The sequence below is a fragment of the Streptomyces sp. NPDC042336 genome, from assembly GCF_055581985.1.
On record NZ_JBVJEA010000002.1, the window covers coordinates 501,094 to 527,347 of the forward strand.

The following is a 26,254-nucleotide window of genomic DNA, read 5'->3' on the forward strand; positions in this document are numbered from 1 at the left end:
CGCGAGACTTCAGGGGATTTTCGTGAGCGACAACCAACTGCGGATCGTCTGGATCTACCCGGACCTGCTCAGCACCTACGGCGACCAGGGCAACGCCCTCGTCGTGGAGCGCCGGGCCCGCCAGCGCGGCCTCGACGTGGCCCGGCTCGACGTGCGCAGCGACCAGCCGATCCCGACCTCCGGCGACATCTACCTCATCGGCGGCGGCGAGGACCGGCCGCAGCGGCTCGCGGCCGAGCGGCTGCGCCGCGACGGCGGCCTGTACCGGGCGGTGGAGAACGGCGCGATCGTGTTCTCGGTCTGCGCCGGCTACCAGATCCTGGGCCACGAGTTCATCAACGACCTCGGCCAGCGCGAGCCGGGCCTCGGCCTGCTCGACGTGGTCTCCACCCGCGGCGAGGGCGCGCGGTGCGTCGGCGACGTGCTCGGCGACATCGACCCGCGCCTCGGCCTGCCGCCGCTGACCGGGTTCGAGAACCACCAGGGCGTCACCCACGTCGGGCCGGGCGCCCGCCCGCTCGCCCAGGTCCGCTTCGGCAACGGCAACGGCACGGGGGACGGCACGGAGGGCGCGTACAACGACACGGTCTTCGGCACGTACATGCACGGCCCGGTGCTGGCGCGCAACCCGCTGATCGCGGACCTGCTGCTCAAGCTGGCCCTCGACGTGAACGCGCTGCCGCCGACCGACGACCGGTGGTACGAGGCTCTCCGGAACGAGCGCATCGCGGCTGCGCAGCAGCCTGCGTGAGTACAGTTGCGCAGCAGCCTGCGTGAGTACAGTTGCGCAGCAGCCTGCGTGACCCCCGACAGCCCGTCTGATGGCGCATCCGCACAGGTGAGCGGGTGCGTCCAGTAGGCGGACGCGTGGTTCGGCGCCGCCCCCTCGTACCGCTAGGGTGGCGGGGATCGAGCCGGACAGCGCGGTCCGGACCCGTGCCACGTTGAGAAGGTATTTCGGGCTATGCGCATTGGTGTCCTCACGTCCGGCGGCGACTGCCCCGGCCTGAACGCCGTCATCCGGTCCGTCGTGCACCGTGCCGTCGTCGACCACGGCGACGAGGTCATCGGTTTCCGGGACGGCTGGAAGGGCCTCCTGGAGTGCGACTACCTCAAGCTCGACCTCGACGCGGTCAGCGGCATCCTGGCGCGCGGCGGCACCATCCTCGGCTCCTCCCGGGTCCGTCCCGAGCACCTGAGGGACGGCGTGGAACGCGCCCGCGGCCATGTCGAGGAGCTGGGTCTCGACGCGATCATCCCGATCGGCGGCGAGGGCACGCTGAAGGCGGCCCGGCTGCTGTCCGACAACGGCCTGCCGATCGTGGGCGTGCCGAAGACCATCGACAACGACATAGCGGTCACCGACGTCACGTTCGGCTTCGACACCGCCGTGACCGTCGCCACCGAGGCCCTGGACCGGCTGAAGACCACCGCCGAGTCGCACCAGCGGGTGCTGATCGTCGAGGTCATGGGCCGGCACACCGGCTGGATCGCGCTGCACTCGGGCATGGCGGCCGGCGCGCACGCCGTCGTCGTCCCGGAGCGGCCCTTCGACATCGACGAGCTGGCCGCGAAGGTCGGGGAGCGCTTCTCCGCGGGCAAGCGGTTCGCGATCGTGGTGGCCGCGGAGGGTGCCAAGCCGAAGACCGGCACCATGGACTTCGACGAGGGCGGCAAGGACGTCTACGGCCACGAGCGCTTCGCCGGGATCGCCCGCCAGCTCTCCATCGAGCTGGAGGAACGGCTCGGCAAGGAGGCCCGGCCGGTGATACTCGGGCACGTCCAGCGCGGCGGGACGCCGACGGCGTACGACCGGGTGCTGGCGACGCGGTTCGGGTGGCATGCCGTGGAGGCGGTGCACCGCGGGGAGTTCGGGAAGATGACGGCGCTGCGGGGGACGGACATCGAGATGGTGTCGCTCGCCGAGGCGGTGGAGTCCCTGAAGACGGTGCCGGATGCGCGGTACGCGGAAGCCGAATGCGTTCTTTGAGGTCGATTCAGTACTCCGTCCGCGGGTAGTCCGTGGTCGTGCGCGCGGTTCCCCGCGCCCCTGACGGGGCGCTCCACCGCCCCCGGTGAAGAATGCCGCCGGGGGCGGTTCTACGCTTGCTCCGGACAAGCGGCGTTCAACCGCGCTCAACCCCCACGAAACAGGAGCGGGCGGATGGATCACAGCGGGCACGGCATGACGATGGATCTGCCGCCGTTCACGCTGGGGCGGGGTCTGGCCTGGTCGGCGGATCCCTTCTTCCTGATCGCCTGCCTCCTGGGACTGGCGCTGTACGGCTGGGGCGTCGTCCGTCTGGTGCGGCGCGGTGACAAGTGGCCCGTCGGCCGGACCGTGGCCTACGTGGCCGGTGTGCTGAGCGTCGCCCTGATGATGTGCACCAAGCTGAACGACTACGGCATGGTCATGTTCAGCGTGCACATGGTCCAGCACATGGTGATCAGCATGGTGTCGCCGATCCTGCTGCTGCTCGGCGCCCCGATCACGCTCGCCCTGCGCGCGCTGCCCCCGGCGGGCCGCGGCCGCAAGGGTCCCCGCGAGCTGCTGCTGATGCTGCTGCACAGCCGCTACATGCGGATCATCACGCACCCGGCGTTCACCATCCCGCTGTTCATCGCGAGCCTGTACGCGCTGTACTTCACGCCCCTCTTCGACACCCTGATGGGCTCCCAGGCCGGGCACATCGCGATGATGGTGCACTTCCTCGCCGTCGGTGTGGTGTTCTTCTGGCCGATCATGGGCGTGGACCCGGGCCCGCACCGGCCGGGCTACCTGATGCGGATGCTGGAGCTGTTCGCGGGCATGCCGTTCCACGCGTTCTTCGGCATCGCGCTGATGATGGCCTCCTCCCCGATGGTCGGCACGTTCGAGAACCCGCCCGCCTCGCTCGGCATCGACGCGCTCTCCGACCAGAACGCGGCCGGTGGCATCGCCTGGGCCTTCAGCGAGGTTCCGTCCGTGCTGGTGCTGCTCGCGCTGCTCTTCCAGTGGTACGCGTCGGAGGAGCGGCAGGCCCGGCGCAGCGACCGGGCAGCCGACCGCGACGGCGACAAGGAGCTCGCGGCGTACAACGCCTACCTGGCCTCGCTGAACACACGCGGCGGCTGAGCGCAACCGGGCACGCATCTCGTCGTCCGCACCCCTCCGGAGCCGGAACCGGGGCACCATAGGGGGGAGCGAACCATGAGGAGGGTGTTGCGATGCCCGGTTCCACGGACAGTTCGACGAAGACGATGGGGGCGCTCACCATCGGCGGCCTCGTCGCGGTGACGGCGTACACGGTGGCGCTCGGGAGCAACGGCTGGCTGTGGTTCGGCTGGGTCGTGCTCGGTCTGATCACCCTGGGGCTGGTGGCCACGCGCAGCGCCTGAGCCCCGCGCGGGGCGCTCCGCTCACTCGCGGCCGAGCCGGCCCGCCGAGTGCACGCCCGGCTGGTACTTCGGCAGCCGGACCGTGATCTTCATGCCCGCGCCGACGGCCGTCTCGATGACGAGGCCGTGGTCGTCTCCGTAGACCTGGCGGAGGCGGTCGTCGACGTTGGACAGCCCGATGCCGCCCGAGGGGCTCACCTCGCGCGCGAGGATGCGGCGCAGCAGCTCCGGGTCCATGCCCGCGCCGTCGTCCTCGATGACGACCAGGGCCTCGGCGCCCGCGTCCTGGGCGGTGATCTGGATACAGCAGCGGTCGGCCTTGCCCTCCAGACCGTGCTTGACGGCGTTCTCGACGAGCGGCTGGAGGCAGAGGAAGGGCAGCGCGACCGGCAGCACCTCGGGGGCGACCTGGAGGGTGACGGCGAGGCGGTCGCCGAAGCGGGCCCGCACCAGCGCCAGGTAGTGGTCGATGGCGTGCAGCTCGTCGGCGAGGGTGGTGAAGTCGCCGTGCCTGCGGAACGAGTAGCGGGTGAAGTCGGCGAACTCCAGGAGCAGCTCGCGGGCGCGTTCGGGGTCGGTGCGCACGAAGGACGCGATCACCGCGAGCGAGTTGAAGATGAAGTGCGGGGAGATCTGGGCCCGCAGCGCCTTGATCTCGGCCTCGATGAGCCGGGTGCGGGACTGGTCGAGGTCGGCGAGCTCCAGCTGGACGGAGACCCAGCGGGCCACCTCCCCGGCGGCCCGGACCAGGACGGCGGACTCGCGGGGCGCGCAGGCGACGAGGGCGCCGTGCACCCGGTCGTCGACGGTGAGAGGGGCGACGACGGCCCAGCGCACCGTGCAGTCCGGGGTGTCGCAGGTGAGCCGGAATGCCTCGCCGCGGCCGGTCTCCAGCGGTCCGGCGAGTCGTTCCATGATCTCGGCGCGGTGATGGGTGCCCACGCCGTCCCAGACCAGTACCTCCTTGAGGTCGGTCAGGCACAGCGCGTCCGTGCCCAGCAGGGAGCGCAGCTTGCGGGCCGACTTCCCGGCGGTCTCCTCGGTCAGGCCCGCCCGCAGCGGGGGCGTGGCCAGGGAGGCGGTGTGCAGCGTCTGGAAGGTGGCGTGCTCGACCGGGGTGCCGAGGCCGCCCAGGTGCTGCGGCCGGGCCGTGCGCCGCCCGAGCCAGAAACCGGCGGCCAGCAGGGGCAGCAGGGCGACGGCCAGGCCCGCCAGGAAACCGCCCAGGGAGCCGCTCATCGCGTCGCCTGCTTGCGCGGGTGGCCCGCCGCCGGACCGCCCGTGGGCAACCGGTCCTCGGGCAGCCCGTCCGTGCGTAACGCGTCCGTGGGCAGTTCCTCCGTGCCCAGCTCCTCCGGCAGGTGGAAGCGGGCCAGGATCGCCGCCGTCCCGGCCGGCACCCGGCCGGGGGTGGCCAGGGAGACCAGCACCATGGTGAGGAAGCCCAGCGGCACCGACCACAGGGCGGGCCAGGCCAGCAGCGCGTGCAGCGATCCGCCGCCGCCCGGGAAGCCGCCCATGGTGGCGGCGACGGCGAGCAGGGCCGAGCCGCCGCCCACCAGCATCCCGGCGGCCGCGCCGGGCGGGGTCAGCCGCCGCCACCAGATGCCGAGGACGAGCAGCGGGCAGAAGGAGGAGGCGGAGACGGCGAAGGCGAGCCCGACGGCGTCGGCCACCGGCAGCCCGCCGACCAGCGCGCTCGCCGCCAGCGGCACGGCCATGGCGAGCAGGGTGCCGAGCCGGAAGTGCGGCACGGCGCGGGACGGCAGCACGTCCTGGGTGAGGACGCCGGCCACGGCCATGGTGAGCCCCGACGCGGTGGACAGGAACGCGGCGAAGGCCCCGCCCGCTACCAGCGCGCCGAGCAGGTCGCCGCCCACTCCCCCGATCACCCGGTCGGGCAGCAGCAGGACCGCGGCGTCGGCGTCCCCGGTGAGGGTCAGCTCGGGGGCGTAGAGGCGGCCGAGGGCGCCGTAGAGGGGCGGCAGCAGGTAGAAGGCGCCGATCAGGCCGAGCACGGCGACGGTGGTGCGGCGGGCGGCGACGCCGTGCGGGCTGGTGTAGAAGCGGACCACGACGTGCGGCAGGCCCATGGTGCCCAGGAACGTGGCCAGGATCAGGCCGTACGTGGCGTACAGCGGGCGTTCCGTGCGGCTCTCGGCCCGGGACGGGGACAGGGCGTCGTCGGCGCCCTGTCCGGCGGCGGGGACTGGGGTGTCCGCGGCGAAGGTGAGGCGGGCGCCGCCCTCGATGCGGTGGGTGCCGACGGGCAGGGCGACGCGCTCGCCGTCGTGGGCGCGGCCGTCCACGGTGCCGTCGACGGTGACGGTCAGCGGCTCCTCCAGTTTGAGGGTGAGGCTGTCGTCGACCCGCACGGAGCGCTGCTCGCGGAAGGTGGCGGGTTCGTCGAAGGGGCGGCCGGGGGCGCCGTCGGCCTGCCAGGCCAGCACCAGGAAGAAGGCGGGGACGAGCAGGGCGGTGAGTTTGAGCCAGAACTGGAAGGCCTGCACGAAGGTGATGCTGCGCATGCCTCCGGCGGCGACGATGGCGGCGACCACGACGGCGACGATCACCCCGCCCAGCCAGTCGGGCGCCCCGCTCAGCACGCTCAGCGTCAGCCCGGCGCCCTGGAGCTGGGGCAGCAGGTACAGCCAGCCGACCCCGACGACGAAGGCCCCCGCGAGCCGCCGCACTCCCTGGGAGGCGAGCCGGGCCTCGGCGAAGTCGGGCAGCGTGTAGGCGCCCGAGCGGCGCAGCGGGGCCGCGACGAAGAGCAGCAGGACGAGGTATCCGGCGGTGTAGCCGACCGGGTACCAGAGCATGTCGGGGCCCTGGACCAGGACCAGTCCCGCGATGCCGAGGAAGGACGCGGCGGAGAGGTACTCGCCGCTGATGGCGGCGGCGTTGAGGCGGGGGCCGACGGTGCGGGAGGCGACGTAGAAGTCGGAGGTGGTGCGGGAGATGCGCAGGCCGAAGGCGCCGACGAGGACGGTGGCCACGACGACGAGGGCGACGGCGGGTATGGCGTAGCTGGAGTTCATGGCGCCTTCACGGCCTCGTCCGGCATGGTCACCGGTCCTCGACGAGCCGCACGAAGTCGCGTTCGTTGCGCTCGGCGCGGCGCACGTACCAGCGGGCGAGGAGGACCAGGGGGGCGTACAGGCCGAAGCCGAGGACGGCCCACTCCAGGCCGCGTGCGTCGGGCAGCGCCGCGAAGAGCAGGGGCAGCGGTCCGACGAGGAGGCCGAGGACCGCGAGGGCGGTGAGGCCGGCCCGCAGCTGGCTGCGCATGAGGGAACGGACGTAGGTGTGACCGAGGGTGGTCTGCTCGTCGATCTCGGTGCGCGGGCGGTAGTGGCCGGAGGCGTGGGGGTAACGCCCGCGCGAGCGCAGCCGGGCGTGGGTGTGCCGGGGCGGGCCGGTGACGGTGACGCGCCGCTCGGCGGGATCCTGGGGCACGGCTCACGGCCTCCGCATGAGCAGGTCCCGCAGCTCCCGGGCGTGGCGCCGGCTGACCTGGAGCTCCTCGGTGCCGACCAGGACGCTGACGGAGCCGGCGTCCAGGCGGAGTTCGCCGATGTGGCGCAGGGCGACGAGGTGGCGGCGGTGGATGCGGACGAAGCCGCGCGCACGCCAGCGCTCCTCCAGGGTGGCCAGGGGGATGCGGACGAGGTGGCTGCCCTTGTCGGTGTGCAGGCGGGCGTAGTCGCCCTGGGCCTCGACGTGGGTGATGTCGTCCACGGGGACGAAGCGGGCTACACCGCCGAGTTCCACGGTGATGTGGTCGGGGTCGGGTTCGTGCACGGGTATCCGCGGCGAGGGGAGCGACGCGCCACGTTGCTCGACGGCGCGGCGCACCGCCTCGGCCAGCCGCTCCCGGCGCACGGGTTTGAGGACGTAGTCGACGGCCTCCAGGTCGAAGGCCTGGACGGCGAAGTCCTCGTGCGCGGTGACGAACACGACCAGCGGAGGCCGCGCGAAGCCGGTGAGCAGCCGGGCCAGGTCCAGCCCGTCGAGGCCCGGCATCTGGATGTCGAGGAAGACCACGTCGATGGCGTCGGGGCCGCCGGGGCCCGACTCCAGGGCCCGGTTGATGCGGCGCAGCGCCTCGGTCGCGTCGCTCGCGCCCTCCGCCGCGCCGATCCGGGGATCGGCGTTCAGCAGGTACACGAGTTCCTCGAGCGTGGGACGTTCGTCGTCGACAGCCAGGGCGCGCAGCATGAGGCTGGAGTGTAAGAGCAATCCGTACGCCTGCACACGGGCCCGGCGTGGACGTATCCGCTGGATACAGTGCCCGCATGAACAGCAGGCCCGCTTCCTTCGACGAACTCGACCGGAAGATCGTCACCGCCCTGATGGAAAACGCCAGGACGTCCTTCGCCGAGATCGGCGCGGAGATCGGACTCTCCTCGACGGCGGTCAAGCGCCGGGTGGACCGGCTGCGCGAGACCGACGTGATCACCGGTTTCACGGCGACGGTGCGCCCCTCCGCGCTGGGGTGGCGCACGGAGGCGTACGTGGAGGTGTACTGCGAGGGGGCGGCGCCGCCGCGGCGGCTGGCGGAGGTGGTGCGGGGCTACCCGGAGATCACCGCGGCGATGACGGTGACGGGCGGCGCGGACGCGCTGCTGCACGTGCGGGCGCGGGACGTGGAGCACTTCGAGGAGGTGCTGGAGCGGATCCGTGCGGAGCCGTTCATCCGGAAGACGATCAGTGTGATGGTGCTGTCCCACCTGATCCCGGACAGTCCGGAGGCGGGAGCGGCCCTGCTCGCTCCGGACGGCGCAGCAGACATGCGCTGACCAGGCGAACAACGCAGCGATCCGGCGGGAACACGCAGCTTTCATCGCTTGTCGGGCTCGGGCGTCACTTCCTACCGTGGTGTCAACACCCCGTCACACACCGTGAAAAGCGGAGGTACCCCTCTGTGACCGAGTCCCGTGTGCCGTGCCGGCGGCGCTTCCTGGTCTGCGAACCCAGACACTTCGCCGTGCAGTACGCGATCAACCCGTGGATGAGCACCGACCGACCGGTCGACGTCATCCGCGCGCTCGACCAGTGGCAGGCGCTGGTCGACACCTACCGTGGCCACGGCCACACCGTGGACACCGTCGCCCCGGTCCCCGGCCTGCCCGACATGGTCTTCGCCGCGAACTGCGCGGTCGTGGTCGAGGGCCGGGTGTTCGGCTCCCTCTTCCACGCGCCGGAGCGGCGTCCCGAGTCCGTGCCCTTCGAGGCGTGGTTCAAGACGGAGGGCTTCGAGGTCCACCATCCCGAGTCGGTCTGCGAGGGAGAGGGCGACCTGGTCCCGGCCGGCCGCTGGATCCTGGCCGGCACGGGGTTCCGCACCACCCCTTCGGCCCACCGCGAGGTGCAGGAGTTCTTCGGCGTGCCGGTGATCTCGCTGACCCTGGTCGACCCGTACTTCTACCACTTGGACACGGCGTTGTTCGTGCTGGAGGAGGGGTCGGACGCGGACGGCGGGAACATCGCCTACTATCCCGGCGCCTTCTCGCCCGGCAGCCGCGAGGTGCTGGAGCGGCTCTACCCGGACGCGGTGATCGCCACCCGCGAGGACGCGATGGCGTTCGGGCTCAACTCCGTGTCCGACGGGCGGCACGTGTTCATCGCCCCCGAGGCCCGGGAGCTGGCCGACCGGCTCGCCGGTCTCGGCTACGTGCCCGTACCCGTCGACCTGTCCGAGTTCCACAAGGCCGGTGGCGGCATCAAGTGCTGCACCCAGGAGATCCGGGAGATCCGCTCATGACCGCACCCGCCCGCACCGACCGCGGTTCCGAGGAACTGATCCGCGCGGAGGAGCCCGTCCTCGCGCACAACTACCACCCGCTGCCCGTCGTGGTGGCCCGCGCCGAGGGCGCCTGGGTCGAGGACGTGGAGGGCCGCCGCTACCTGGACATGCTGGCCGGGTACTCGGCGCTCAACTTCGGCCATCGCCACCCGGCGCTGGTCGAGGCCGCCCACCGGCAGCTGGACCGCCTCACGCTCACCTCGCGCGCCTTCCACAACGACCGGCTGGCCGGCTTCGCCGAGAAGCTGGCCGCGCTGACCGGCACGGACATGGTGCTGCCCATGAACACCGGCGCGGAGGCGGTGGAGAGCGGCATCAAGGTGGCCCGCAAGTGGGCCTACGACGTCAAGGGCGTCCCGGCCGACCGGGCGACGATCGTGGTGGCGGCGGACAACTTCCACGGCCGTACGACGACGATCGTGAGCTTCTCCACCGACGAGACGGCCCGCTCCGGCTTCGGCCCCTTCACCCCCGGCTTCCGGATCGTCCCGTACAACGACCTGGCGGCGTTGGAGGCGGCGGTCGACGAGACGACGGCGGCCGTGCTGATCGAGCCGATCCAGGGCGAGGCGGGCGTGCTGATCCCGGACGACGGCTATCTGGCCGGGGTGCGGGAGCTGACCCGGCGCAAGGGGTGTCTGTTCGTCGCGGACGAGATCCAGTCGGGTCTGGGCCGCACGGGGCACACCCTGGCCGTCGAGCACGAGTCGGTGGTGCCGGACGTGGTACTGCTCGGCAAGGCGCTGGGCGGCGGCATCGTCCCGGTGTCGGCGGTGGTCGGCCGGCGTGACGTGCTGGGTGTGCTGCACCCGGGCGAGCACGGTTCGACGTTCGGCGGCAATCCGCTGGCCGCCGCGGTGGGCACGGCGGTGGTGGAGCTGCTGGAGACCGGCGAGTTCCAGCGCCGGGCGGCCGAGCTGGGCGTGGTGCTGCGCGAGGGCCTTGCCGCCCTGATCGGCAGGGGCGTCGTCGGCTTCCGGGCGCGGGGGCTGTGGGCGGGCGTGGACGTGGACCCGGCGCTGGGCAGCGGACGCGAGATCAGTGAGCGGCTGATGCGCGAGGGCATCCTCGTCAAGGACACCCACGGCTCGACGATCCGCCTGGCGCCGCCGCTGACCGTGACGGCCGAGGAGCTGACGGGCGCCCTGGGGACGCTGGAGAAGGTCCTGACCTCCTCCTGACCCGCCCGCCGGGGTTCACCGAGCGGCTCGGCCCCGGTCGAGCCGCTCGACGTGCGCGACGTTGTCCCGGTCCTCGGCGTCCTCGCTGGGTCCGGCCGCGAACCAGGCGTCGAGGATCTCCCGCAGCAGGGGCCCGGACGTCAGCCGCAGGCCGATCGCGAGCACGTTGGCGTCGTTCCAGCGGCGGGCCCCGTCGGCGGTGTACGCGTCGGCGCACAGGGCCGCGCGGACGCCCGGCACCTTGTTGGCGGCGATGGACGCGCCGGTGCCGGTCCAGCAGCACACCACGGCCTGGTCGGCCCGCCCCTCGGCGACCTCGCGGGCCGCCTGCTCGGAACAGGCGGCCCACCGCGGGTCCGCCCCGGGGCTCAGCGCGCCGTGCGCGCGCACCTCGTGGCCGCGTGCGCGCAGTTCCTCGACGAGGAGCCGGGCCACGGGTTCGTCCATGTCGGAGGAGACGGAGATACGCATGTGCGAAGCGTACTCACCGGCCGCTCACCTCATCGGCGCAACCACATGACCGAAGTCACGACCATACCCAGCATGATCGGGGGAACGGGTACGAGCTGAAAGACGTACGACCGAGCAGGGCTCCGTCCGGAGTGTCTGCGCGTGGAAAGGGAGGCCGCCACGTCCCCCACCGAGAACGGACCGGAGACCGACGCCGCGGCGGTCCGCCGCCACCCCGCCCTGTTCCGGGCGATCAAGCGCCGGAAGAACCCCCGACTGCGCCGGTCGGACATCACCGTCACGGACGAGGCCGCCGTCAAGCGAGCCGTCAAGGCGGCCTCTCTCGGCAATGCCATGGAGTGGTTCGACTTCGGCATCTACGCCTATCTGGCGGGCACCATCGGCCGGGTGTTCTTCCCCTCCGGGAGCGACACCGCGCAGCTGCTCTCCTCGTTCGCCACGTTCGCCGTGGCGTTCCTGGTGCGGCCGATCGGCGGCATGGTCTTCGGCCCGATGGGCGACAAGATCGGCCGCAAGAAGGTGCTGGCGCTGACGATGATCCTCATGGCGATCGGCACGGCCGCCATCGGGTTCATCCCCAGTTACGACGCGATCGGCTTCTGGTCGCCGCTGCTGCTGATCCTGTTCCGCCTGCTCCAGGGCTTCTCCACCGGCGGCGAGTACGGCGGCGCGTCCACCTTCATCGCCGAGTACGCGCCGGACAAGCGGCGCGGTTTCTTCGGCAGCTTCCTGGAGCTGGGGACGCTGGCCGGGTACACCGGTGCCGCGAGTCTCGTCACCGCGCTGACGGCGGGGCTGGGCAGCGACACGATGGACGCCTGGGGCTGGCGGATCCCCTTCCTGGTCGCGGCCCCGCTCGGCATCGTGGGCATCTATCTGCGGCTGAGGCTGGACGACACGCCCGCCTTCCTGAAGTTGGAGGACTCCAGCGTCCACATCTCCGAGGCGGCGAACGCGGTGGAGACCACCGCGCGGGGCGACCTCGCCAAGATCTTTCGCACCCACTGGCGGTCGCTGGTGCTGTGCATCGCGCTGGTCGGCGCGTACAACATCACCGACTACATGCTGCTGTCGTACATGCCGACGTATCTGTCGGACGAGCTGGACTACAGCGAGAGCCACGGTCTGATGATCCTGGTGGCGACGATGGTGCTGCTGATGCTGATCATCAACCAGGTCGGCCGGCTGTCCGACCACTTCGGCCGCAAGCCCGTCCTGATGACCGGCATGATCGGGTTCTTCGTGCTGTCCGCCCCGGCCTTCGTGCTGGTGCGGGACGGCTCCCTGCTCGCGGTCTCGGGCGGCATGCTGATGCTCGGCCTGTCGCTGGTCTGCCTGCTGGGCACGATGTCGGCGGCGCTCCCGGCGATGTTCCCGACCAACGTCCGGTACGGGTCCCTGTCGGTCGGCTACAACCTGTCGGCGTCCCTCTTCGGCGGCACCACACCGCTGGTGATCACCGCGCTGATCAGTGTGACGGGCTCCGACATGATGCCCGCCTACTACTCGATGGCGGCGGCCCTGATCGGTGTCGTGGCCGTGGCCTGCATGAAGGAGACGGCCCAGAAGCCGTTGGCGGGCTCCCCGCCGTCGGTGGGGACCGAGGAGGAGGCCGCGGAGATCGTCGAGGCGCAGGCGCCGACGCCGAAGTTCTGACGGCGAAGCCCTGACGGGAACGTCGTGAGCGCACGCCACGGGCGGTGGGGTTCGGTGCGAACCCCACCGCCCGTCGGCGTGTCAGGCGCTTTCCGAAGGGATGATCGGTGGCGTCACAGGCGCTGCCACAGGGCGGGGACGTTCGGCGGCTCCCAGCCGGGGTAGGCGGTGTGGCCCTGGATGCACCGGTAGCTGACGCCGCCGTAGCTCACCACGTCACCGGCCGCGTAGGTGGCTCCCAGCTGCCAGGTGGTCTCGCCGCCGCCGTCACCGGGCACGGTGAGGGTGTACGTGGTGGTGTGCGTGACGGTGCCCGTGCCCGTGAGGGTCAGGGTGTAGGTGCCGGGGGCCGTGCCGGCGGCGACCTGGACCGTGGCGGTCGAGGACTGGCCGGAGGTGACCGAGTCCGGGCTGAAGCCCACGCTCACACCGGTCGGCGCGCCGGCCGCCGACAGTCGCACGTTCTGCGCGTCACCGCTGGTCGTGGCGGTCTTCACGGTGACCGTCGCAAAGTCGCCCGGGGCGACCGTGCCCGAGGACGGGTCGGCGGAGATCGAGAAGTCGTCCTGCGGGTTCGGGGCGTCGCCGACGGCGGTCTTCCAGATCGTGTACGCGATGCCGTCGGCGCTGCGGTTCAGCGCGGTGGCGCCGATGTTGGCGGTGGTGTCGCAGGCGGAGTGGTAGCACGGGTCGTAGGACCGGCCCGCGGTGCCGCCCCACTTGGCGGCCTCCGTGGCCGACTTGGTCGCCGATGCGCCGGTGGCGTAGCCGGAGGTGGGGATGCCGACCTGCTGGAACGAGTAGTCGTCGGAGCGGCCCTGGCCCTCGACGTTCTCCTGCGGGGCGAGGCCGAGGGAGGTCCAGTACTCCCGCATCGGGGCGGAGGCCGAGGAGGTCAGGTTGTTGATGAAGTAGCCGCCGTTGACGGAGGCGACCATGTCGAAGTTGTAGTACGCCTTGATCTTGGCGCGCTCGGTGGAGGACAGGGTGCGGGCGTAGAAGTCGGAGCCGTTCAGGCCCTGCTCCTCGTCGGTCCACCAGGCGAAGCGGACGCGGTTCTTCATGGTCGGGTTCTGTCCGGCCAGGGTGAGCGCCGTCTGAAGGAGCGCGGCCGAACCGGAACCGTTGTCGTTGATGCCGGGGCCGGCCGAGACGCCGTCGAGGTGGGCGCCGAACATGTAGACGCTGTTCGCGTCGCCCTTGGGCCACTCGGCGACCAGGTTGTTGCCCGCGCCGGCGGAGCAGCCGGAGGTGCAGGTCTGCTCGGTGACGGTGTAGCCGGCCGCCTGGAGCTTGCCCTTCACGTAGGCGAGTGAGGCGTCGTACCCGGGGCCGGTGGACCGGCGGTTGCCGCCGTTCTGCCCGGCGATCGAGCCGAACTGCGCGAGGTGGGCCTGGACTTGGGCGACGTCGATGTCGGGCGGCGTGCCCGGGTCGGTGCCGCCGCCGACGGTGAGGGTGTACTGGGCGGTGTGGCTCTTGCTGCCCGCCGTGCCCTTGACCGTGATCGAGTAGGTGCCCGCGGCGGTGCCGGCGGTGGTGGAGATCCGCAGGGCCGAGCTGGAGCCGGAGGTCACGGTCGAGGGGCTGAAGGTGACGCTCACGCCGGGCGGGGTGCCGGTGGCCGTCAGGGACACCTGCTGGGCGCTGCCGGTGACGGTGGTGGTGTTGACCGTGGCGTTGACCGCGGATCCGGCCTCGACGTTGCCGCTCGCCGGACTCAGGGCCAGCGAGAAGTCGGTCTCCTGCCGGGTGCAGGTCGGCTCGCCGCTCTGGGCGGGGATGTCGATCGCGTTCCAGGCCGCCTTGGTGGCGTCGAACAGGCCGCAGGACGCGTCCAGGTTCTTGGCCGCGGTGAGGGTGGCGGTGCGGTAGCGCTTGTAGGTCATGCCGCTGGTCTTGAGCAGCATCCCGCCGTAGAAGATCTTTCCGGCGTTCTGGATGCCGATGCCGGTCACCTGGCTGCCGTCGCAGGTGGGGCTGGAGGGCTTGCCGCCACCGGGGGCGGAGCCCTCGGCGAGGAGGTAGAACCAGTGGTTCATGGGCCCTGCGGCCGCGTGCTCCTCGGTGTTCGGGATGGAGGCGGAGTAGCAGGTGGGGTCGTTGTTGACCAGCCGCGGGTTGTACATGTTGCGGATGGGGCCGCGGCCCTGGAGGTCGATCTCCTCGCCGACGGTGTAGTCGGGGGTGTCGTAGGGGGCCGGCTGGTTCGCGTAGGCCTCGGTGAGGGCGCCCATGATGTCGCCGGTGGCCTCGCCGAGGCCGCTCTCGTGGTTGGCGCCGCCGGGGGTGTTGCTGTCCAGTCCGTGGCCGAACTCGTGGCCCACCACGTCCATGCCGGCGATCCACTTGCCGGCGCTGTTGTGGCCGATGGTGACCCGTGAGCCGTCCCAGTAGGCGTTGAGCTGGTTGAGGCCGACGAGGACCGGCCAGCTGCCGCCGTTGCCGTTGTGGCCGTTGCGCCCGAGCCAGTCGCGGAGCATGTCCGACTCCTTCTGCGCCGCGTACATGACGTCGACGCAGCCGGTTTCCTTGCTGGAGGCGTTGCCGGTGCCCCAGTCGTCGTCCGGTCCGGTGAAGAGGCCGCCGTTGTAGTCCGAGCACTGCAGTCCGGGCCGGGTGGTGTCGCGCAGGGCGTACTGGCTGCCGGAGCGGGAGGTGTCGATGGTCAGCGGGTCGGGGCCGTTCCACTCGCTGTGGCCGGTGCCGGCCTTCACGTCGTCGTAGCTGTCGACGACCTTGCCCGTGCGGGCGTCCACGAAGACGTGCAGCCTGCTGGGCACGTGTTCCTTGGTCGTGCCGACGAGCACGGTCTCCCAGGCGAGGGTCTGGACGTCGTCCTCGACCCGGACCACCAGCCGCTTGGAGTCGACCTCGTCGACCTTCGCGAGCCGCTCCCGGCTGGTCCTCACCGCCTGCTCGGCCTTGATCCGGGCCTTGGTGGGTACGGCGATCGCCGCCTCGGTGGCGGACCGGACGGCGCGGACCCCGCCCTTGCCGTCGGCGAGGACGACGGCGTCGCCGCCGACCACCGGCAGACCGTTGTAGGTGCGCTCGTAGGCGACGGAGAACAGGTCCTTGCCCCAGGGGATGACCTGGTGGCGGTCGTACTGCTCGTCGGGGCCGCCGGCGACGAGGGCGTCCAGGCCGCTGTGTACGGCCCGGTCGGCCGCGGCGACGGCCCTCTCGACGGGGGTGGGCGGCGCCGCGGAGGGCGCGGACCGCTCCGAGGCCGAGGCGAGGGAGGTCGGTACCACCACCCCTGCGAGTGTCATGGCCAGGACTGTCCCGGCCACCGCGGTCTGTCTGAGCATCGTGGCTCCTTGTGAGAGTGGGGGGCTCCTTGCGGGCCGGCCCGGGCCGTGACGTGCCGGACGCGCACCCTGGGGTGCGGGGGCGCGTCCATCGGGGTGTCATTTGCATGTCAGGTCGCGGGCTGGCGGAACCCTCACACCCCGGCGCACCGGAATCAACGGCTCCGCGGGCGCGGTACGGTCCTGGCAAAATCCGGCAAGTGGGTGTGGCCCGGGAGCGGGCCCTCACCCGTGGCAGCGCGGCCCCGCTTCTCACTCCCCCGCGTCCAGCAGCCGCTCCCGGTACGCCCTGACCTCCGGCAGGTCGGCCCACTGCCCGGTGAGCCTGCTGTGCAGGCCGCGCAGTTCGGCGGTGACCATCGACTCGCGCGAGCGCACCGCCTCCGGCAGGACCTCCGAGGCGAGGGCGACGGCGGCGCCGGGATCGCCGGCGCACGCCCAGCTGTCCGCCAGGCGCAGGGTGAGCAGCAGCCGGGCGCCCCGCATCTGTGGCGGCACCTGCGCGCGCGAGCGTGCGGTGGCGTCCACCGCACGCCGGGCCGCCGCCCGGTCCCCGGTCGCCACGGCGAGGTCGCGCAGGGCGCCGCCGATCGCCGAGTCGACCCGCATCGCGCCCTCGGCCCCGGCCATCCAGGGTGCCTCCAGGCGGTCCTGCGGGCCGAGGCGGGCGAACCCCCGCCGGGCCAGGGAGATGTGGCGCCGGCACGCCGCCGCGTCGCCCGACAGGGCGTGGCCGCGCGCCTGGTAGAGGTCGGACAGGGTGGCCATCCACCGGCGTCCGGCGTCCACCGCGCCGATGCCCCGGGCGTAGCCGAGCATCAGGGAGGGGTCCCCGTCGAGCCGGACCAGGGTGCACATGTCGCTGAGCAGGGTCGCGCGGGCCGAGGTGTCCTGGACGGCGTCCGCCCAGCGCAGTCCGTGGCCGAACCAGGCCATCGCCACGCCGATCTGCCCGCGCTCCATCCGCAGCCGGCCGGCGACCTGGGCGTACTGCGCGCCGAGCCGCAACTGCCCGTACGGCAGCCGCCCGGCGGAGTTGACCTCGCCGGCCCAGCGGGCCAGGGCCCGCAGCAGTCCCTCGACGGCCGTCACGCGGCCCTCGTGCCGGAACGCCTCGCGGATCAGACAGGCCAGGACGGCGGTGAGGCCGTGCAGCAGCTCCGCCTCGGCGACCGGCGCTCCGGCTCCGATGCCCCACGCCGGGGCCGGACCGCCCGCCGGACCCGGACCGCCGAGCAGCGCCGGTAACTCACCGGGATCGGGCACCGCGCATCCCGCGGTGCCGTGCAGCGGGCACGCCAGCCCCTCGGCGGGCAGCCGCGCGGGCCACATCCGGGCGTCCGGCGCGCCCGGCGCGGCGGGGGCGTCCGCGCCGGGCAGCGGCGCGAACAGCGCCGGGTCGGCCGGGAAGCGGCCCGGCCGGCCCGGCACCTCGCGCGGCGCGGCGACGATCGCGGCCAGCTCTCCGCCCGTCTCCAGCACCGCGTCGAGGCGCCGCACCAGCCCCACGGGCGGCTCGCGCAGGCCCGCCTCGAGCTTGCTCACGGCGGAGTGGTGGTAGCCCACCCGCAGGCCGAGTTGCAACTGGGTGAGCCCGGCCGCCCTGCGCAGGGAGCGCAACTGCCGCCCGAACTCCGCCCACGGGGCCCCGGCCGCCCCTTCCGGCCCGGCCGCCCGATCCGGTCCGCCGGCCCGTGCCCGTCCACCGGTCATCCGCCCTCCCCCGGGTCGCGCCCCCGCCGCGGGCCGTGCGCCACCCGGGCTTCGCGCCTTCCGCTACCGGACAGCACAGAGGAGGCGGCAGGCCGCGTCAATCGAGTTGACCGAAGAGCGGCCGAACCGGCCCCGTCCGGTTTCGGCGCGGTCGGGCTACGATCGATCACCGGTCGCGGACGACCGGCCGAGAGCCCGGAGAACTGGGAGAGACACCGTGTTCTACTACGTGCTCAAGTACGTACTGCTGGGCCCCCTGCTGAGGGTCGTCTTCCGCCCCCGGATCGAGGGCCTGGACCATGTACCCGGGTCGGGGGCGGCCATCGTCGCGGGCAACCACCTCTCCTTCTCGGACCACTTCCTCATGCCCGCGGTGCTCAAGCGCCGCATCACCTTCCTCGCCAAGGCGGAGTACTTCACCGGTCCCGGCCTCAAGGGCAGGCTGACCGCGTTCTTCTTCCGCAGCGCGGGGCAGATCCCGGTGGACCGCTCCGGCAAGGAGGCGGGGCAGGCCGCGATCCGCGAGGGGCTCGGCGTGCTGGGCAGGGGCGAGTTGCTCGGCATCTATCCGGAGGGCACCCGCTCGCACGACGGCCGGCTGTACAAGGGCAAGGTCGGCGTCGCGGTGATGGCGCTCAGGGCCGGGGTGCCGGTCGTGCCCTGCGCGATGATCGGCACCTTCGAGGCGCAGCCGCCGGGCCGGAAGATCCCGCGGCTGCACCCGGTGGTCATCCGCTTCGGCGAACCCCTCGACTTCTCCCGCTACGCGGGCATGGAGGGCGAGAAGGCCGTGCTGCGCGCCGTCACCGACGAGATCGTCTACGCGGTCCTCGCCCTCTCCGGTCAGGAGTACGTCGACCGGTACGCGGCGGACGTGAAGGCCGAGGAGGCCGAGCGGGCGGCCCAGGGCCGGAGGTTCCCCCGGCTGCCGCACCGCTAGGGCCTGTCCGACAGGCCCCGGGCGGGTTCCGTCGTCTGCCGTCGGCAGAAGGGCGTGGCCGGGCGCCGGTGGTGCGCCTACCGTCGCCGTATGACACGTGCAGTGGTGATCGGGGCGACGGGACAGATCGGACGGGCGGCGGTCGACGCGCTGGCCCGGGACGGCTGGGAGGTGACGGCCGTCTCGCGCGGCGGCGACCGGGACGCGCGGTGGCCGGGGGACGTACGGGTGGCGCGGGCCGACCGGGAGGACGACGCCGCGCTGTCGGCGGCGGTGGGCGAGGGCTGCGACGTCCTGGTGGACATGGTGGCCTACGGGGAGCGGGAGGCGCGGCAGTTGGTGTCGCTGGCCGGGCGGGTCGGCTCGGCGGTGGTGATCTCCAGCGTCTCGGTCTACGAGGACGACAGGGGCCGCAACTTCGACACGCAGACCGAGCCCGACGGCTTCCCCGAGTACCCGGTGCCGATCCCGGAGACGCAGCGCACCGTCCGCCCGGGCGACGGCTCGTACAGCACCGGCAAGGCGGCGCTGGAGCGGGAACTCCTCGCGGCGGGCGACCTGTTGCCGGTGACGGTGCTGCGGGCGGGCGCGATCCACGGCCCGTACTGCCGCACTCCGCGCGAGCTGTACTTCGTCAAGCGCAACCTGGACGGCAGGCGCCGGCGCGTGCTCGCGTACGGCGGTGCGAGCCGCTTCCACCCGGCGGGCGTGCGCAACATCGCCGAGCTGATCCGGCTGGCAGCCCCGCGGCCGGGCACCCGCGTCCTGAACGCCGTGGACCCGGACGCCCCGACGGTGGCTCAGATCGCGGCGGCGATCGACGCGGTGATGGGCGTCGAGACGCGGGACGTGCTGATGGACGGCCCGCCGGTGGACGGCGTCGGCGACACCCCGTGGAGCGTGCCCGTGCCGGTGGTGTGCGACATGAGCGCGGCGCGGGAGGAGTTGGGCTACCGCCCGGTGGCCCGGTACGCCGACACCCTGCCGGAGACGGTGGCCTTCATCGAGGAGCGGCTGGCGGGGCGGGACTGGCGGGAGGCGTACCCGAAGATGTTCCAGGCGTACGGCGACCTCTTCGACTACGCGGCGGAGGACGCCTGGGCCGGGGGACGGTAGCGGAACGCCGGGAAGGGGGCGACCGGCCGGACCGGTCGCCCCCTCCCTGCGTGCCCGCCGCCGGATTACGGCTTGGGCGTGGCGTGCGGTGCGCAGGTCACGTCGCGGCTGTCCAGTGTGCCGGTGAGCAGGTAGGCGTCGACCCGGTCGTTGACGCACGGGTTGACCAGTCCGGTGACGCCGTGCGAGCCGGCGTCCCGCTCGGTGACGAGGCGGGAGCCCTCGAACCGCCGGTGCAGTTCGACGGCGCCCTCGTACGGGGTGGCCGCGTCGCGCTCGGACTGGACGATCAGCACCGGCGGAAGTCCCTTGCCGGTCTTGGCGTTCAGCGGGGTCTGCTGCTTGACCGGCCAGGTCGCGCAGGGCAGGTTCATCCAGGCGTTGGCCCAGGTCATGAACGGGTGGTCGCGGTGCAGCCGGGTGTTGTCCCGGTCCCAGGTGTTCCAGTCGGTGGGCCACTTCGCGTCGGTGCACTCGACGGCCGTGTAGACGGCGTTGCCGTTCTCCGCGGAGGCGTTGCCCGCGGTGTCGGACAGGTCGGGGGCCGCCGCGTCGACGAGGGCCTGGGTGTCACCGGCGACGTACTTGCCGAAGATCTCGGCGGTCGGTGCCCAGGCGGAGTCGTAGTACGGGGCGCTCTGGAAGAAGGAGATCAGCTCGGCCGGTCCGACGACTCCGCCCAGCGGCTGCTTCGCGGCGGTGGCGCGCAGCTTCAGCCACTGGTCCTGGACCTCGGCGCGGGTGTCACCGAGGTGATAGGTGGCGTCGTTCGCGGCGACCCAGTCCTGCCAGTCCTTCCAGCGGCCCTCGAAGGCGACGTCCTGGTCCAGGTTGGCCTGGTACCAGATCTTGTCGCGGGACGGGTTGACGACGCTGTCGACGACCATGCGGCGCACGTGGTCCGGGAAGAGGGTGCCGTAGACCGCGCCGAGGTAGGTGCCGTAGGAGACGCCGAGGTAGTTGAGCTTCCGCTCGCCGAGCGCGGCGCGGATGACGTCGAGGTCGCGCGCGGTGTTCGGCGTGGTCATGTGCGGCAGCATCTCGCCGCTGCGTTCGAGGCAGCCCTCGGCGTACTCGCGGGCGAGCTTGCGCTGGGCCAGCTTGTCCGCCTCGGAGCCGGGCACGGGGTCGGCCTTGGGCGCCTTGACGAACTCCTGCGGGTCGGCGCAGGAGATGGGCGCGGAGTGGCCCACGCCGCGCGGGTCGAAGCCGACGAAGTCGTAGGCCTTGGCCGTCTTGGCCCACACCGCGCTCTTGCTCGTGACGCGGGCCGGGAAGCGCAGGCCGGAGCCGCCGGGACCGCCGGGGTTGTAGACGAGCGCGCCCTGGCGCTCGCCCTTGCCCCCGGTGTTGCCGATGCGGTCGACGGCGAGCTTGATCTGCTTGCCGAACGGCTTGGCGTAGTCCAGCGGCACCGTGACGTAGCCGCACTGGATGGGCTTCGGCAGGTTCCAGTCGGCGGCGCAGTCCTGCCAGTCGACACCGGCCCGGGAGGCGCGGGCGGCGGCGATGGCGGCACCGCGGGCCTCCTTGTCCCAGCCCCGCGCGTGCCCTGCGCCGTCGGCCGGTGCGGCGCTCGCGGCGGGCGCCGAGACGGCGCCGGCTATCAGCGTGGCGGTGACCAGCGCTCCGGCCGTGCCGAACGCGGTCGTCCTCCGCCGCATGCTGCTCTTCCTCAAGTGACCCTCCCCGTACGTGTTCGCGACAAGTACGGGGATCCTCGCGGCTGTGGGATTCCTGAGAACAGAGCCAGTGCCACTTCTTTGCCAATCCGATAAACGGAGAAAGGCGTTCGATCGGCGGACCCGCCCGGTCGGCGCGTCGGCGGAAACCTCAGTCCAGCGAGGCCAGCGCGCCGTCCAGCAGCCGCCGCAGCCGTAGCGCGTCCGGTGCCACGGCGGTCACCAGCGCGGCGGGTCCGGCGAGCGGCAGGACGGCCGCGCCCTCCTCGAAGGCGCGCGCCGCCGGTGGCTCGGTGGCGAACCCGGGCCGTACGACGACCAGCTGGCCGACCGCACGGTGTCCCGCCAGCCCGGCGGGCCCGTCCCAGCCGCCCGGCGCCCCGGGACCGCAGGCCAGCTCCTGGTCGAGGACGCACCGCCCGTCGATGCGTACGGTCAGACGGCTGGTGAGGGACCCGGGTTCCTCCCCGGCCCGCCCGAGCACCTGCTCCTCGCGCAGCAGCAGCCGCGCCCCGGCGGCGAGGTCGACACGGGTGGTGACGCTCAGGTCGCTGCCCCCGGCGGAGATCAGCTGCTCCGGCAGCCAGCTCAGCTCGGCGTCGTCGTCGACGGTGAGCCGGACGTCGTAGCGGGCCCCGGCCTTGTCCTGTCCCGGCAGCGCGAGGGTGGCGGCGGCCGAGCCGACCCTCAGGCGGGCACCGCTCTCCACGTGGGCCGCCACCGTGAAGTGGTCGCCGCCGAGGGGCCCGCTCATCGCGCCGACCAGCATCACCCGGGCCTCGCCACCGCTCCCCCTCGTCCTCCGCACGGCAAGCGGCCCCTCGCCCTCCAGCACCGGCAGCACGGTGCCGCCGCGCCCGTCACCGCGGGCGAGGACGCGGGCGCTCGCCCGGACGCCGCCCGCGGTGGTGGTCACGCGGTCCACGCGGCGATCCGCTCCCGCACCCAGTCGGCGACCTCCCGGACCCCGTCCTCGCCGCGCAGCGACTGGAGGACGACCGGCAGTTCGCCACGCGCCGCCTTGGCGTCGGCGGCCATGCGCGCGAGGTCGGAGCCGACGTACGGCGCGAGGTCGGTCTTGTTGACGATCAGCAGGTCGGCGGTGGCGACACCGGGCCCGCCCTTGCGCGGGATGTCGTCGCCGCCCGCCACGTCGATCACGAACACCTGCGCGTCGACGAGTCCCCGGGAGAAGGTGGCGGTGAGGTTGTCCCCACCGGACTCCACCAGGACCAGATCGAGCGGGCCGACCTCGTCCTCCAGGTCCTCGACGGCCTCCAGGTTGGCGGAGATGTCGTCCCTGATGGCGGTGTGCGGGCAGGCGCCGGTCTCCACGGCGGTGATCCGCTCGGGCGGCAGCACCGCCTCCCGGAGCAGGAACTCGGCGTCCTCGCGGGTGTAGATGTCGTTGGTCACCACGGCGAGGGACAACTCCGCCCGCAGCGCCCGGCACAGCGCGGCGACGGTGGCGGTCTTCCCCGACCCGACGGGCCCGCCGAGCCCGATCCGCAGCGCACGGCGACTCCCGTCGGGCCGACGGGCATCGGCGGAGACGGCGGCGGGGGATTCGTGGTGATGGCCGAGATGCATGAACGGCTCCTGTCGAAGTTGGGGCCGGCCTTCCGGCCCGTCCGGCGCTTGAGGACGAGGCCGTTCAGGCCGACAGGGGGGACCAGGGCGGCACAGCCCCCGGCGGGGCCGAAGGGGGCTGAGCCCCTGGGTTCGGGACGGGGAGGGGTGGCGGGGGCGAACCCGCCTACGAGGCGAACAACCGCACCGCCCAAGCGGCATGGGCCTCCGCCCCGATCTCCAGCAACGGCGCGGACCGGGCGGGCAGTACACCGACTCCGTCGGTCATCACCCGCTCCGCCACCTCCACGGCGTCCTGCGCCACCCGGTCCAGGTCACCCGCGAGCCGCGCCAGTACCCCGGTCGCGTCGAACGGGTCGAGGCCGAGCAGCCGCACGACGGCCGTAGCGGGCCCGCTCACCCCCTCGTAGAGGGAGCAGTACGCCGCGTCGAGCGCCCCGAGAGCGGCTGCACGCGCGGCCAGTCCCAGCACGACGGGCTGATGGGCCCCCTTGGGGAACGACGCGGCCAGGGCGTCGAGTTCAGGGCTCGGCCAGGTCGCCCGTGCGGCCCGCATCAGCTGCCGTCCGAGTCTGCGCGCCGTCACCCGCAGGGCGGGCGACGCAGTGCGGGCGTCGGCGGCCCGGTCGAGCTCCCCCGGGTCGGCACCGAGGGCGGCGGCCGCCGCGACGCACGCCGCGACGACTCCGCTGGTGTGCAGCCGCCCCCGGCAGAACGCCTCCAGGCTCGCGGCATCCGTGATACGTCCCGCCCGGACGGCGGCCTCCGCCCCGCCGGAGTGGGCATGCCCTCCGGCGGGAAAGCGGCCGTCCGCGAGGACGAGCAGTGCGGCGCGGCTCATCTCGGCGCTCAGAAGAGGAAGTACCGCTGGGCCAGCGGCAGTTCGGCGACGGGGGCGGGTTCGACGAGTTCGCCGTCGATGGTCACCGCGAAGGAGTCCGCGGCCACCTCCACACGGGGCAGCGCGTCGTTCTGCCGCATGTCGGCCTTGGTCCGGCCGCGTGTGGAGCGGATGGGCACGAAGTCCCGCCCGAGCCCGAGCCGTTCCGGCAGACCGTCCTCGACGGCCTGCTCGGAGACGAAGTTGACCGAGTTGGCGGCGGGGGCCGTCCCCAGCGCCCCGAACATCGGGCGCGGCAGGACCGGCTGCGGCGTGGGGATGGAGGCGTTCGCGTCGCCCACCTGCGCGTAGGCGATCTGGCCGCCCTTGATCACGAGCTGCGGCTTCACGCCGAAGAAGCGTGGGTCCCAGAGCACCAGGTCGGCGAGCTTGCCGGTCTCGACGGAACCGACCTCGTGCTCGATGCCCTGGGCGACGGCGGGGTTGATGGTGTACTTGGCGACATAGCGACGGGCGCGCAGGTTGTCGGCCCGGGTGTCGCCGGGCAGGAAGCCGCGCCTCAGCTTCATCACGTGCGCGGTCTGCCAGGTCCGCAGGATCACCTCGCCGATGCGGCCCATGGCCTGGGCGTCCGACGACATGATGGAGATCGCGCCCATGTCGTGCAGGATGTCCTCGGCCGCGATGGTGCTGGGCCGGATCCGGGACTCGGCGAAGGCGAGGTCCTCGGGGACGGCCGGGTTGAGGTGGTGGCAGACCATCAACATGTCGAGGTGCTCCTCGACGGTGTTGACGGTGTGCGGCCGGGTCGGATTGGTGGACGCCGGCAGCATGTTGGGCAGCGACACCGCCGTGATCATGTCGGGTGCGTGGCCGCCGCCGGCGCCCTCCACGTGGAAGGCGTGCAGGGTGCGGCCCGCGACCGCGTCGAAGGTGTCGCCGACGAAACCGGCCTCGTTGAGGGTGTCGGAGTGGACGGCGAGCTGGACTCCGGACTCCTCGCACACGTCCAGGCAGGCGGAGATGACGGCGGGGGTCGCTCCCCAGTCCTCGTGGATCTTGAAGCCGAGGACACCGGCGCGCAGTTGGTCGCGCATGGACTCCTTCGACATGGTGCTGCCCTTGCCGAGGAAGCCGATGTTGACGGGGCTCGACTCCAGGGCGGCGAACATCCGCGCGAGGTGCCAGGCGCCGGGCGTGACGGTGGTCGCCTTGCTGCCCTCGGCCGGGCCCGTGCCGCCGCCGATGAGGGTGGTGATGCCGGACGCCAGGGCCTCGTCGACGGCGCCGGGCGCGATGAAGTGGACGTGGGTGTCGATGCCGCCCGCGGTGACGATCTTGCCGTTGCCCGCGATGATCTCCGTGTCGGGGCCGATGACCAGGTCGGGGTGGACGCCGTCCATGGTGTCGGGGTTGCCGGCCTTGCCGATGCCGGTGATCCGTCCGTCGCGGATGCCGACGTCGGCCTTGACGACGCCCCAGTGGTCGATGATCAGGACCCCGGTGATCACGGTGTCGGGTGCGCCTTCGGCGCGGGTGGTGCGGGACTGCCCCATGGACTCGCGCAGCACCTTGCCGCCGCCGAAGACGGCTTCGTCGCCGGAGCGGCCGGGGCCGCCGGAGCGGTCCTCCTCGATCTCGACGAGGAGGTCGGTGTCGGCGAGGCGGACGCGGTCGCCGGTGGTCGGGCCGAACAGGTCGGCGTAGGCGGTGCGGGACAGTTCAGGCATCGAGGGCACCTCCGGTCGCGCCGCGCAGACCGACGACGACACGGGCGCCCGCGAGGGGGATCAGCCGTACGTCGACGGGGATGCCGGGCTCGAACCGGACGGCGGTGCCGGCGGCGATGTCCAGCCGCCTGCCGTGCGCCGCGGCGCGGTCGAACTCGAGGCCGGGGTTGGCCTCGGCGAAGTGGTAGTGGGAACCGACCTGGACGGGCCGGTCGGCGGTGTTGAGCACGGTCAGGCGGGTGGCTTCGCGTCCTTCGTTGAAGGCGACCGGCTCGTCGGCGAAGAAGATCTCTCCGGGGATCACGACCGACGCCCCCGTCAGACGATCGGTTCGTGGACGGTGACCAGCTTGGTGCCGTCGGGGAAGGTGGCTTCGACCTGCACGTCGTGGATCATCTCGGGGATGCCCTCCATGACCTCGTCGCGCTGGATCAGCTTGCGTCCGGAGGCCATGAGTTCGCCGACGCTGCGCCCGTCCCGGGCGCCTTCGAGGATGTGCGCGCTGATCAGCGCGACGACCTCGGGGTGATTGAGCTTGACGCCTCGTGCGCGGCGCTTCTCCGCCACGTCCGCCGCCACATGGATGAGCAGTCTCTCCTGCTCGTGCGGGGTCAGTTGCATTTACCACCTCACAGGGCATGACGCCGGGACCGGACGGTCCGGCTGCCGCGGCCACCGCGGCGGCTCTAGATGTAACACACGGGTGCAGGCCGGAATTCACCTACCGGTGTGTGGAAAACCGCAGGTGGATCGGGGTGCAGACTAGGGCTAGAGTGTTACGACCACGTCACCCGGTTTTGACCGATTGATTACCGATGCCGCCGGCGCCCTCC

At 72.6% G+C, this 26,254-nt stretch carries 24 protein-coding genes; 10 read left to right on the forward strand and 14 right to left on the reverse strand.

Features of this window, described 5'->3' with window-relative positions:
* Nucleotides 1-22 precede the first annotated feature (22 nt).
* The 4 genes from ACZ6IM_RS07460 to ACZ6IM_RS07475 all read left to right on the forward strand — a co-directional run bounded on the left by ACZ6IM_RS07460 (nt 23) and on the right by ACZ6IM_RS07475 (nt 3,378).
* Nucleotides 23-751, forward strand: a complete 729-nt coding sequence (locus ACZ6IM_RS07460) for a type 1 glutamine amidotransferase (RefSeq protein WP_052839050.1) — start codon at nt 23-25, stop codon at nt 749-751.
* A gap of 213 nt (nt 752-964) precedes the next feature.
* On the forward strand, nt 965-1,990 hold the full coding sequence (locus ACZ6IM_RS07465) for a 6-phosphofructokinase (RefSeq protein ID WP_052839049.1): 1,026 nt from the start codon (nt 965-967) through the stop codon (nt 1,988-1,990).
* A gap of 174 nt (nt 1,991-2,164) precedes the next feature.
* Nucleotides 2,165-3,115 (forward strand): cytochrome c oxidase assembly protein, encoded by a 951-nt coding sequence (locus ACZ6IM_RS07470; RefSeq protein ID WP_052839048.1) that lies wholly within the window; start codon nt 2,165-2,167, stop codon nt 3,113-3,115.
* Nucleotides 3,116-3,207: 92 nt separating this feature from the next.
* On the forward strand, nt 3,208-3,378 hold the full coding sequence (locus ACZ6IM_RS07475) for a hypothetical protein (RefSeq protein ID WP_016325678.1): 171 nt from the start codon (nt 3,208-3,210) through the stop codon (nt 3,376-3,378).
* Nucleotides 3,379-3,399: 21 nt separating this feature from the next.
* Here the strand turns inward: ACZ6IM_RS07475 and ACZ6IM_RS07480 are convergent, their stop codons facing one another.
* The 4 genes from ACZ6IM_RS07480 to ACZ6IM_RS07495 are packed head-to-tail and all read right to left on the reverse strand — an operon-like array spanning nt 3,400 to nt 7,599.
* Nucleotides 3,400-4,605: a sensor histidine kinase gene (locus tag ACZ6IM_RS07480; RefSeq protein WP_469555259.1), complete on the reverse strand. Its 1,206-nt coding sequence runs from the start codon at nt 4,603-4,605 to the stop codon at nt 3,400-3,402.
* 8 nt (nt 4,606-4,613) lie between these two features.
* Nucleotides 4,614-6,419, reverse strand: a complete 1,806-nt coding sequence (locus ACZ6IM_RS07485) for a sodium/solute symporter (protein WP_469554825.1) — start codon at nt 6,417-6,419, stop codon at nt 4,614-4,616.
* A gap of 28 nt (nt 6,420-6,447) precedes the next feature.
* Entirely contained in the window at nt 6,448-6,837 is a 390-nt protein-coding gene (locus tag ACZ6IM_RS07490; RefSeq protein WP_052839046.1) for a hypothetical protein, read from the reverse strand.
* Between the two features lie 3 nt (nt 6,838-6,840).
* Complete coding sequence (locus tag ACZ6IM_RS07495; protein WP_052839045.1) at nt 6,841-7,599, reverse strand: LytR/AlgR family response regulator transcription factor; 759 nt, start codon at nt 7,597-7,599, stop codon at nt 6,841-6,843.
* 77 nt (nt 7,600-7,676) lie between these two features.
* Between ACZ6IM_RS07495 and ACZ6IM_RS07500 the strand changes: the two genes are divergently transcribed.
* From ACZ6IM_RS07500 to rocD, 3 genes are all read left to right on the forward strand, one after another.
* On the forward strand, nt 7,677-8,180 hold the full coding sequence (locus ACZ6IM_RS07500; RefSeq protein WP_052839044.1) for an Lrp/AsnC family transcriptional regulator: 504 nt from the start codon (nt 7,677-7,679) through the stop codon (nt 8,178-8,180).
* Nucleotides 8,181-8,305: 125 nt separating this feature from the next.
* Nucleotides 8,306-9,145 carry a dimethylargininase gene (ddaH, locus tag ACZ6IM_RS07505; protein ID WP_052839043.1) on the forward strand — a complete coding sequence of 280 codons (840 nt, stop codon included), beginning with the start codon at nt 8,306-8,308 and terminating at the stop codon, nt 9,143-9,145.
* Nucleotides 9,142-10,368: an ornithine--oxo-acid transaminase gene (rocD, locus tag ACZ6IM_RS07510; RefSeq protein WP_469554830.1), complete on the forward strand. Its 1,227-nt coding sequence runs from the start codon at nt 9,142-9,144 to the stop codon at nt 10,366-10,368. Before ddaH ends, rocD begins: the two co-directional genes overlap by 4 nt.
* Nucleotides 10,369-10,383: 15 nt before the next feature.
* On the opposite strand, the gene ACZ6IM_RS07515 is transcribed toward rocD, so the two are convergent.
* On the reverse strand, nt 10,384-10,839 hold the full coding sequence (locus tag ACZ6IM_RS07515; protein ID WP_052839041.1) for an RpiB/LacA/LacB family sugar-phosphate isomerase: 456 nt from the start codon (nt 10,837-10,839) through the stop codon (nt 10,384-10,386).
* Nucleotides 10,840-10,980: 141 nt separating this feature from the next.
* Here ACZ6IM_RS07515 and ACZ6IM_RS07520 point away from each other — a divergent pair, with 141 nt between their 5' ends.
* Complete coding sequence (locus ACZ6IM_RS07520; protein ID WP_469554833.1) at nt 10,981-12,495, forward strand: MFS transporter; 1,515 nt, start codon at nt 10,981-10,983, stop codon at nt 12,493-12,495.
* Nucleotides 12,496-12,608: 113 nt separating this feature from the next.
* Here ACZ6IM_RS07520 and ACZ6IM_RS07525 read toward each other — a convergent pair whose 3' ends face one another.
* Both ACZ6IM_RS07525 and ACZ6IM_RS07530 read right to left on the reverse strand, forming a co-directional pair.
* Entirely contained in the window at nt 12,609-15,809 is a 3,201-nt protein-coding gene (locus tag ACZ6IM_RS07525; RefSeq protein WP_469554835.1) for a M28 family peptidase, read from the reverse strand.
* Between the two features lie 252 nt (nt 15,810-16,061).
* Nucleotides 16,062-17,522, reverse strand: a complete 1,461-nt coding sequence (locus ACZ6IM_RS07530) for a helix-turn-helix domain-containing protein (protein ID WP_469554839.1) — start codon at nt 17,520-17,522, stop codon at nt 16,062-16,064.
* Nucleotides 17,523-17,739: 217 nt separating this feature from the next.
* On the opposite strand from ACZ6IM_RS07530, the gene ACZ6IM_RS07535 reads away from it, so the two are divergent.
* Entirely contained in the window at nt 17,740-18,462 is a 723-nt protein-coding gene (locus ACZ6IM_RS07535) for a lysophospholipid acyltransferase family protein (protein WP_469554841.1), read from the forward strand.
* Between the two features lie 90 nt (nt 18,463-18,552).
* Nucleotides 18,553-19,578, forward strand: a complete 1,026-nt coding sequence (locus tag ACZ6IM_RS07540; protein WP_469554844.1) for an NAD-dependent epimerase/dehydratase family protein — start codon at nt 18,553-18,555, stop codon at nt 19,576-19,578.
* Between the two features lie 65 nt (nt 19,579-19,643).
* Here ACZ6IM_RS07540 and ACZ6IM_RS07545 read toward each other — a convergent pair whose 3' ends face one another.
* The 7 genes from ACZ6IM_RS07545 to ACZ6IM_RS07575 form a co-directional block, all read right to left on the reverse strand.
* Nucleotides 19,644-21,257 carry an alpha/beta hydrolase gene (locus ACZ6IM_RS07545; RefSeq protein WP_469554847.1) on the reverse strand — a complete coding sequence of 538 codons (1,614 nt, stop codon included), beginning with the start codon at nt 21,255-21,257 and terminating at the stop codon, nt 19,644-19,646.
* A 154-nt stretch (nt 21,258-21,411) separates the two neighbouring features.
* Nucleotides 21,412-22,176 carry an urease accessory protein UreD gene (locus ACZ6IM_RS07550; RefSeq protein ID WP_052839081.1) on the reverse strand — a complete coding sequence of 255 codons (765 nt, stop codon included), beginning with the start codon at nt 22,174-22,176 and terminating at the stop codon, nt 21,412-21,414.
* Complete coding sequence (gene ureG / locus ACZ6IM_RS07555; protein ID WP_052839034.1) at nt 22,173-22,850, reverse strand: urease accessory protein UreG; 678 nt, start codon at nt 22,848-22,850, stop codon at nt 22,173-22,175. The genes ACZ6IM_RS07550 and ureG overlap by 4 nt, the downstream gene beginning before the upstream one ends.
* Nucleotides 22,851-23,016: 166 nt before the next feature.
* Nucleotides 23,017-23,691 carry an urease accessory protein UreF gene (locus tag ACZ6IM_RS07560; RefSeq protein ID WP_469554851.1) on the reverse strand — a complete coding sequence of 225 codons (675 nt, stop codon included), beginning with the start codon at nt 23,689-23,691 and terminating at the stop codon, nt 23,017-23,019.
* 8 nt (nt 23,692-23,699) lie between these two features.
* Nucleotides 23,700-25,421: an urease subunit alpha gene (locus tag ACZ6IM_RS07565; RefSeq protein ID WP_469554853.1), complete on the reverse strand. Its 1,722-nt coding sequence runs from the start codon at nt 25,419-25,421 to the stop codon at nt 23,700-23,702.
* The gene (locus tag ACZ6IM_RS07570; protein WP_052839031.1) at nt 25,414-25,725 is read right to left on the reverse strand and encodes an urease subunit beta; all 312 of its coding nucleotides are present in this window, start codon (nt 25,723-25,725) and stop codon (nt 25,414-25,416) included. The genes ACZ6IM_RS07565 and ACZ6IM_RS07570 overlap by 8 nt, the downstream gene beginning before the upstream one ends.
* Nucleotides 25,726-25,739: 14 nt before the next feature.
* Nucleotides 25,740-26,042 (reverse strand): urease subunit gamma, encoded by a 303-nt coding sequence (locus ACZ6IM_RS07575; protein WP_052839030.1) that lies wholly within the window; start codon nt 26,040-26,042, stop codon nt 25,740-25,742.
* Nucleotides 26,043-26,254 lie beyond the last annotated feature (212 nt).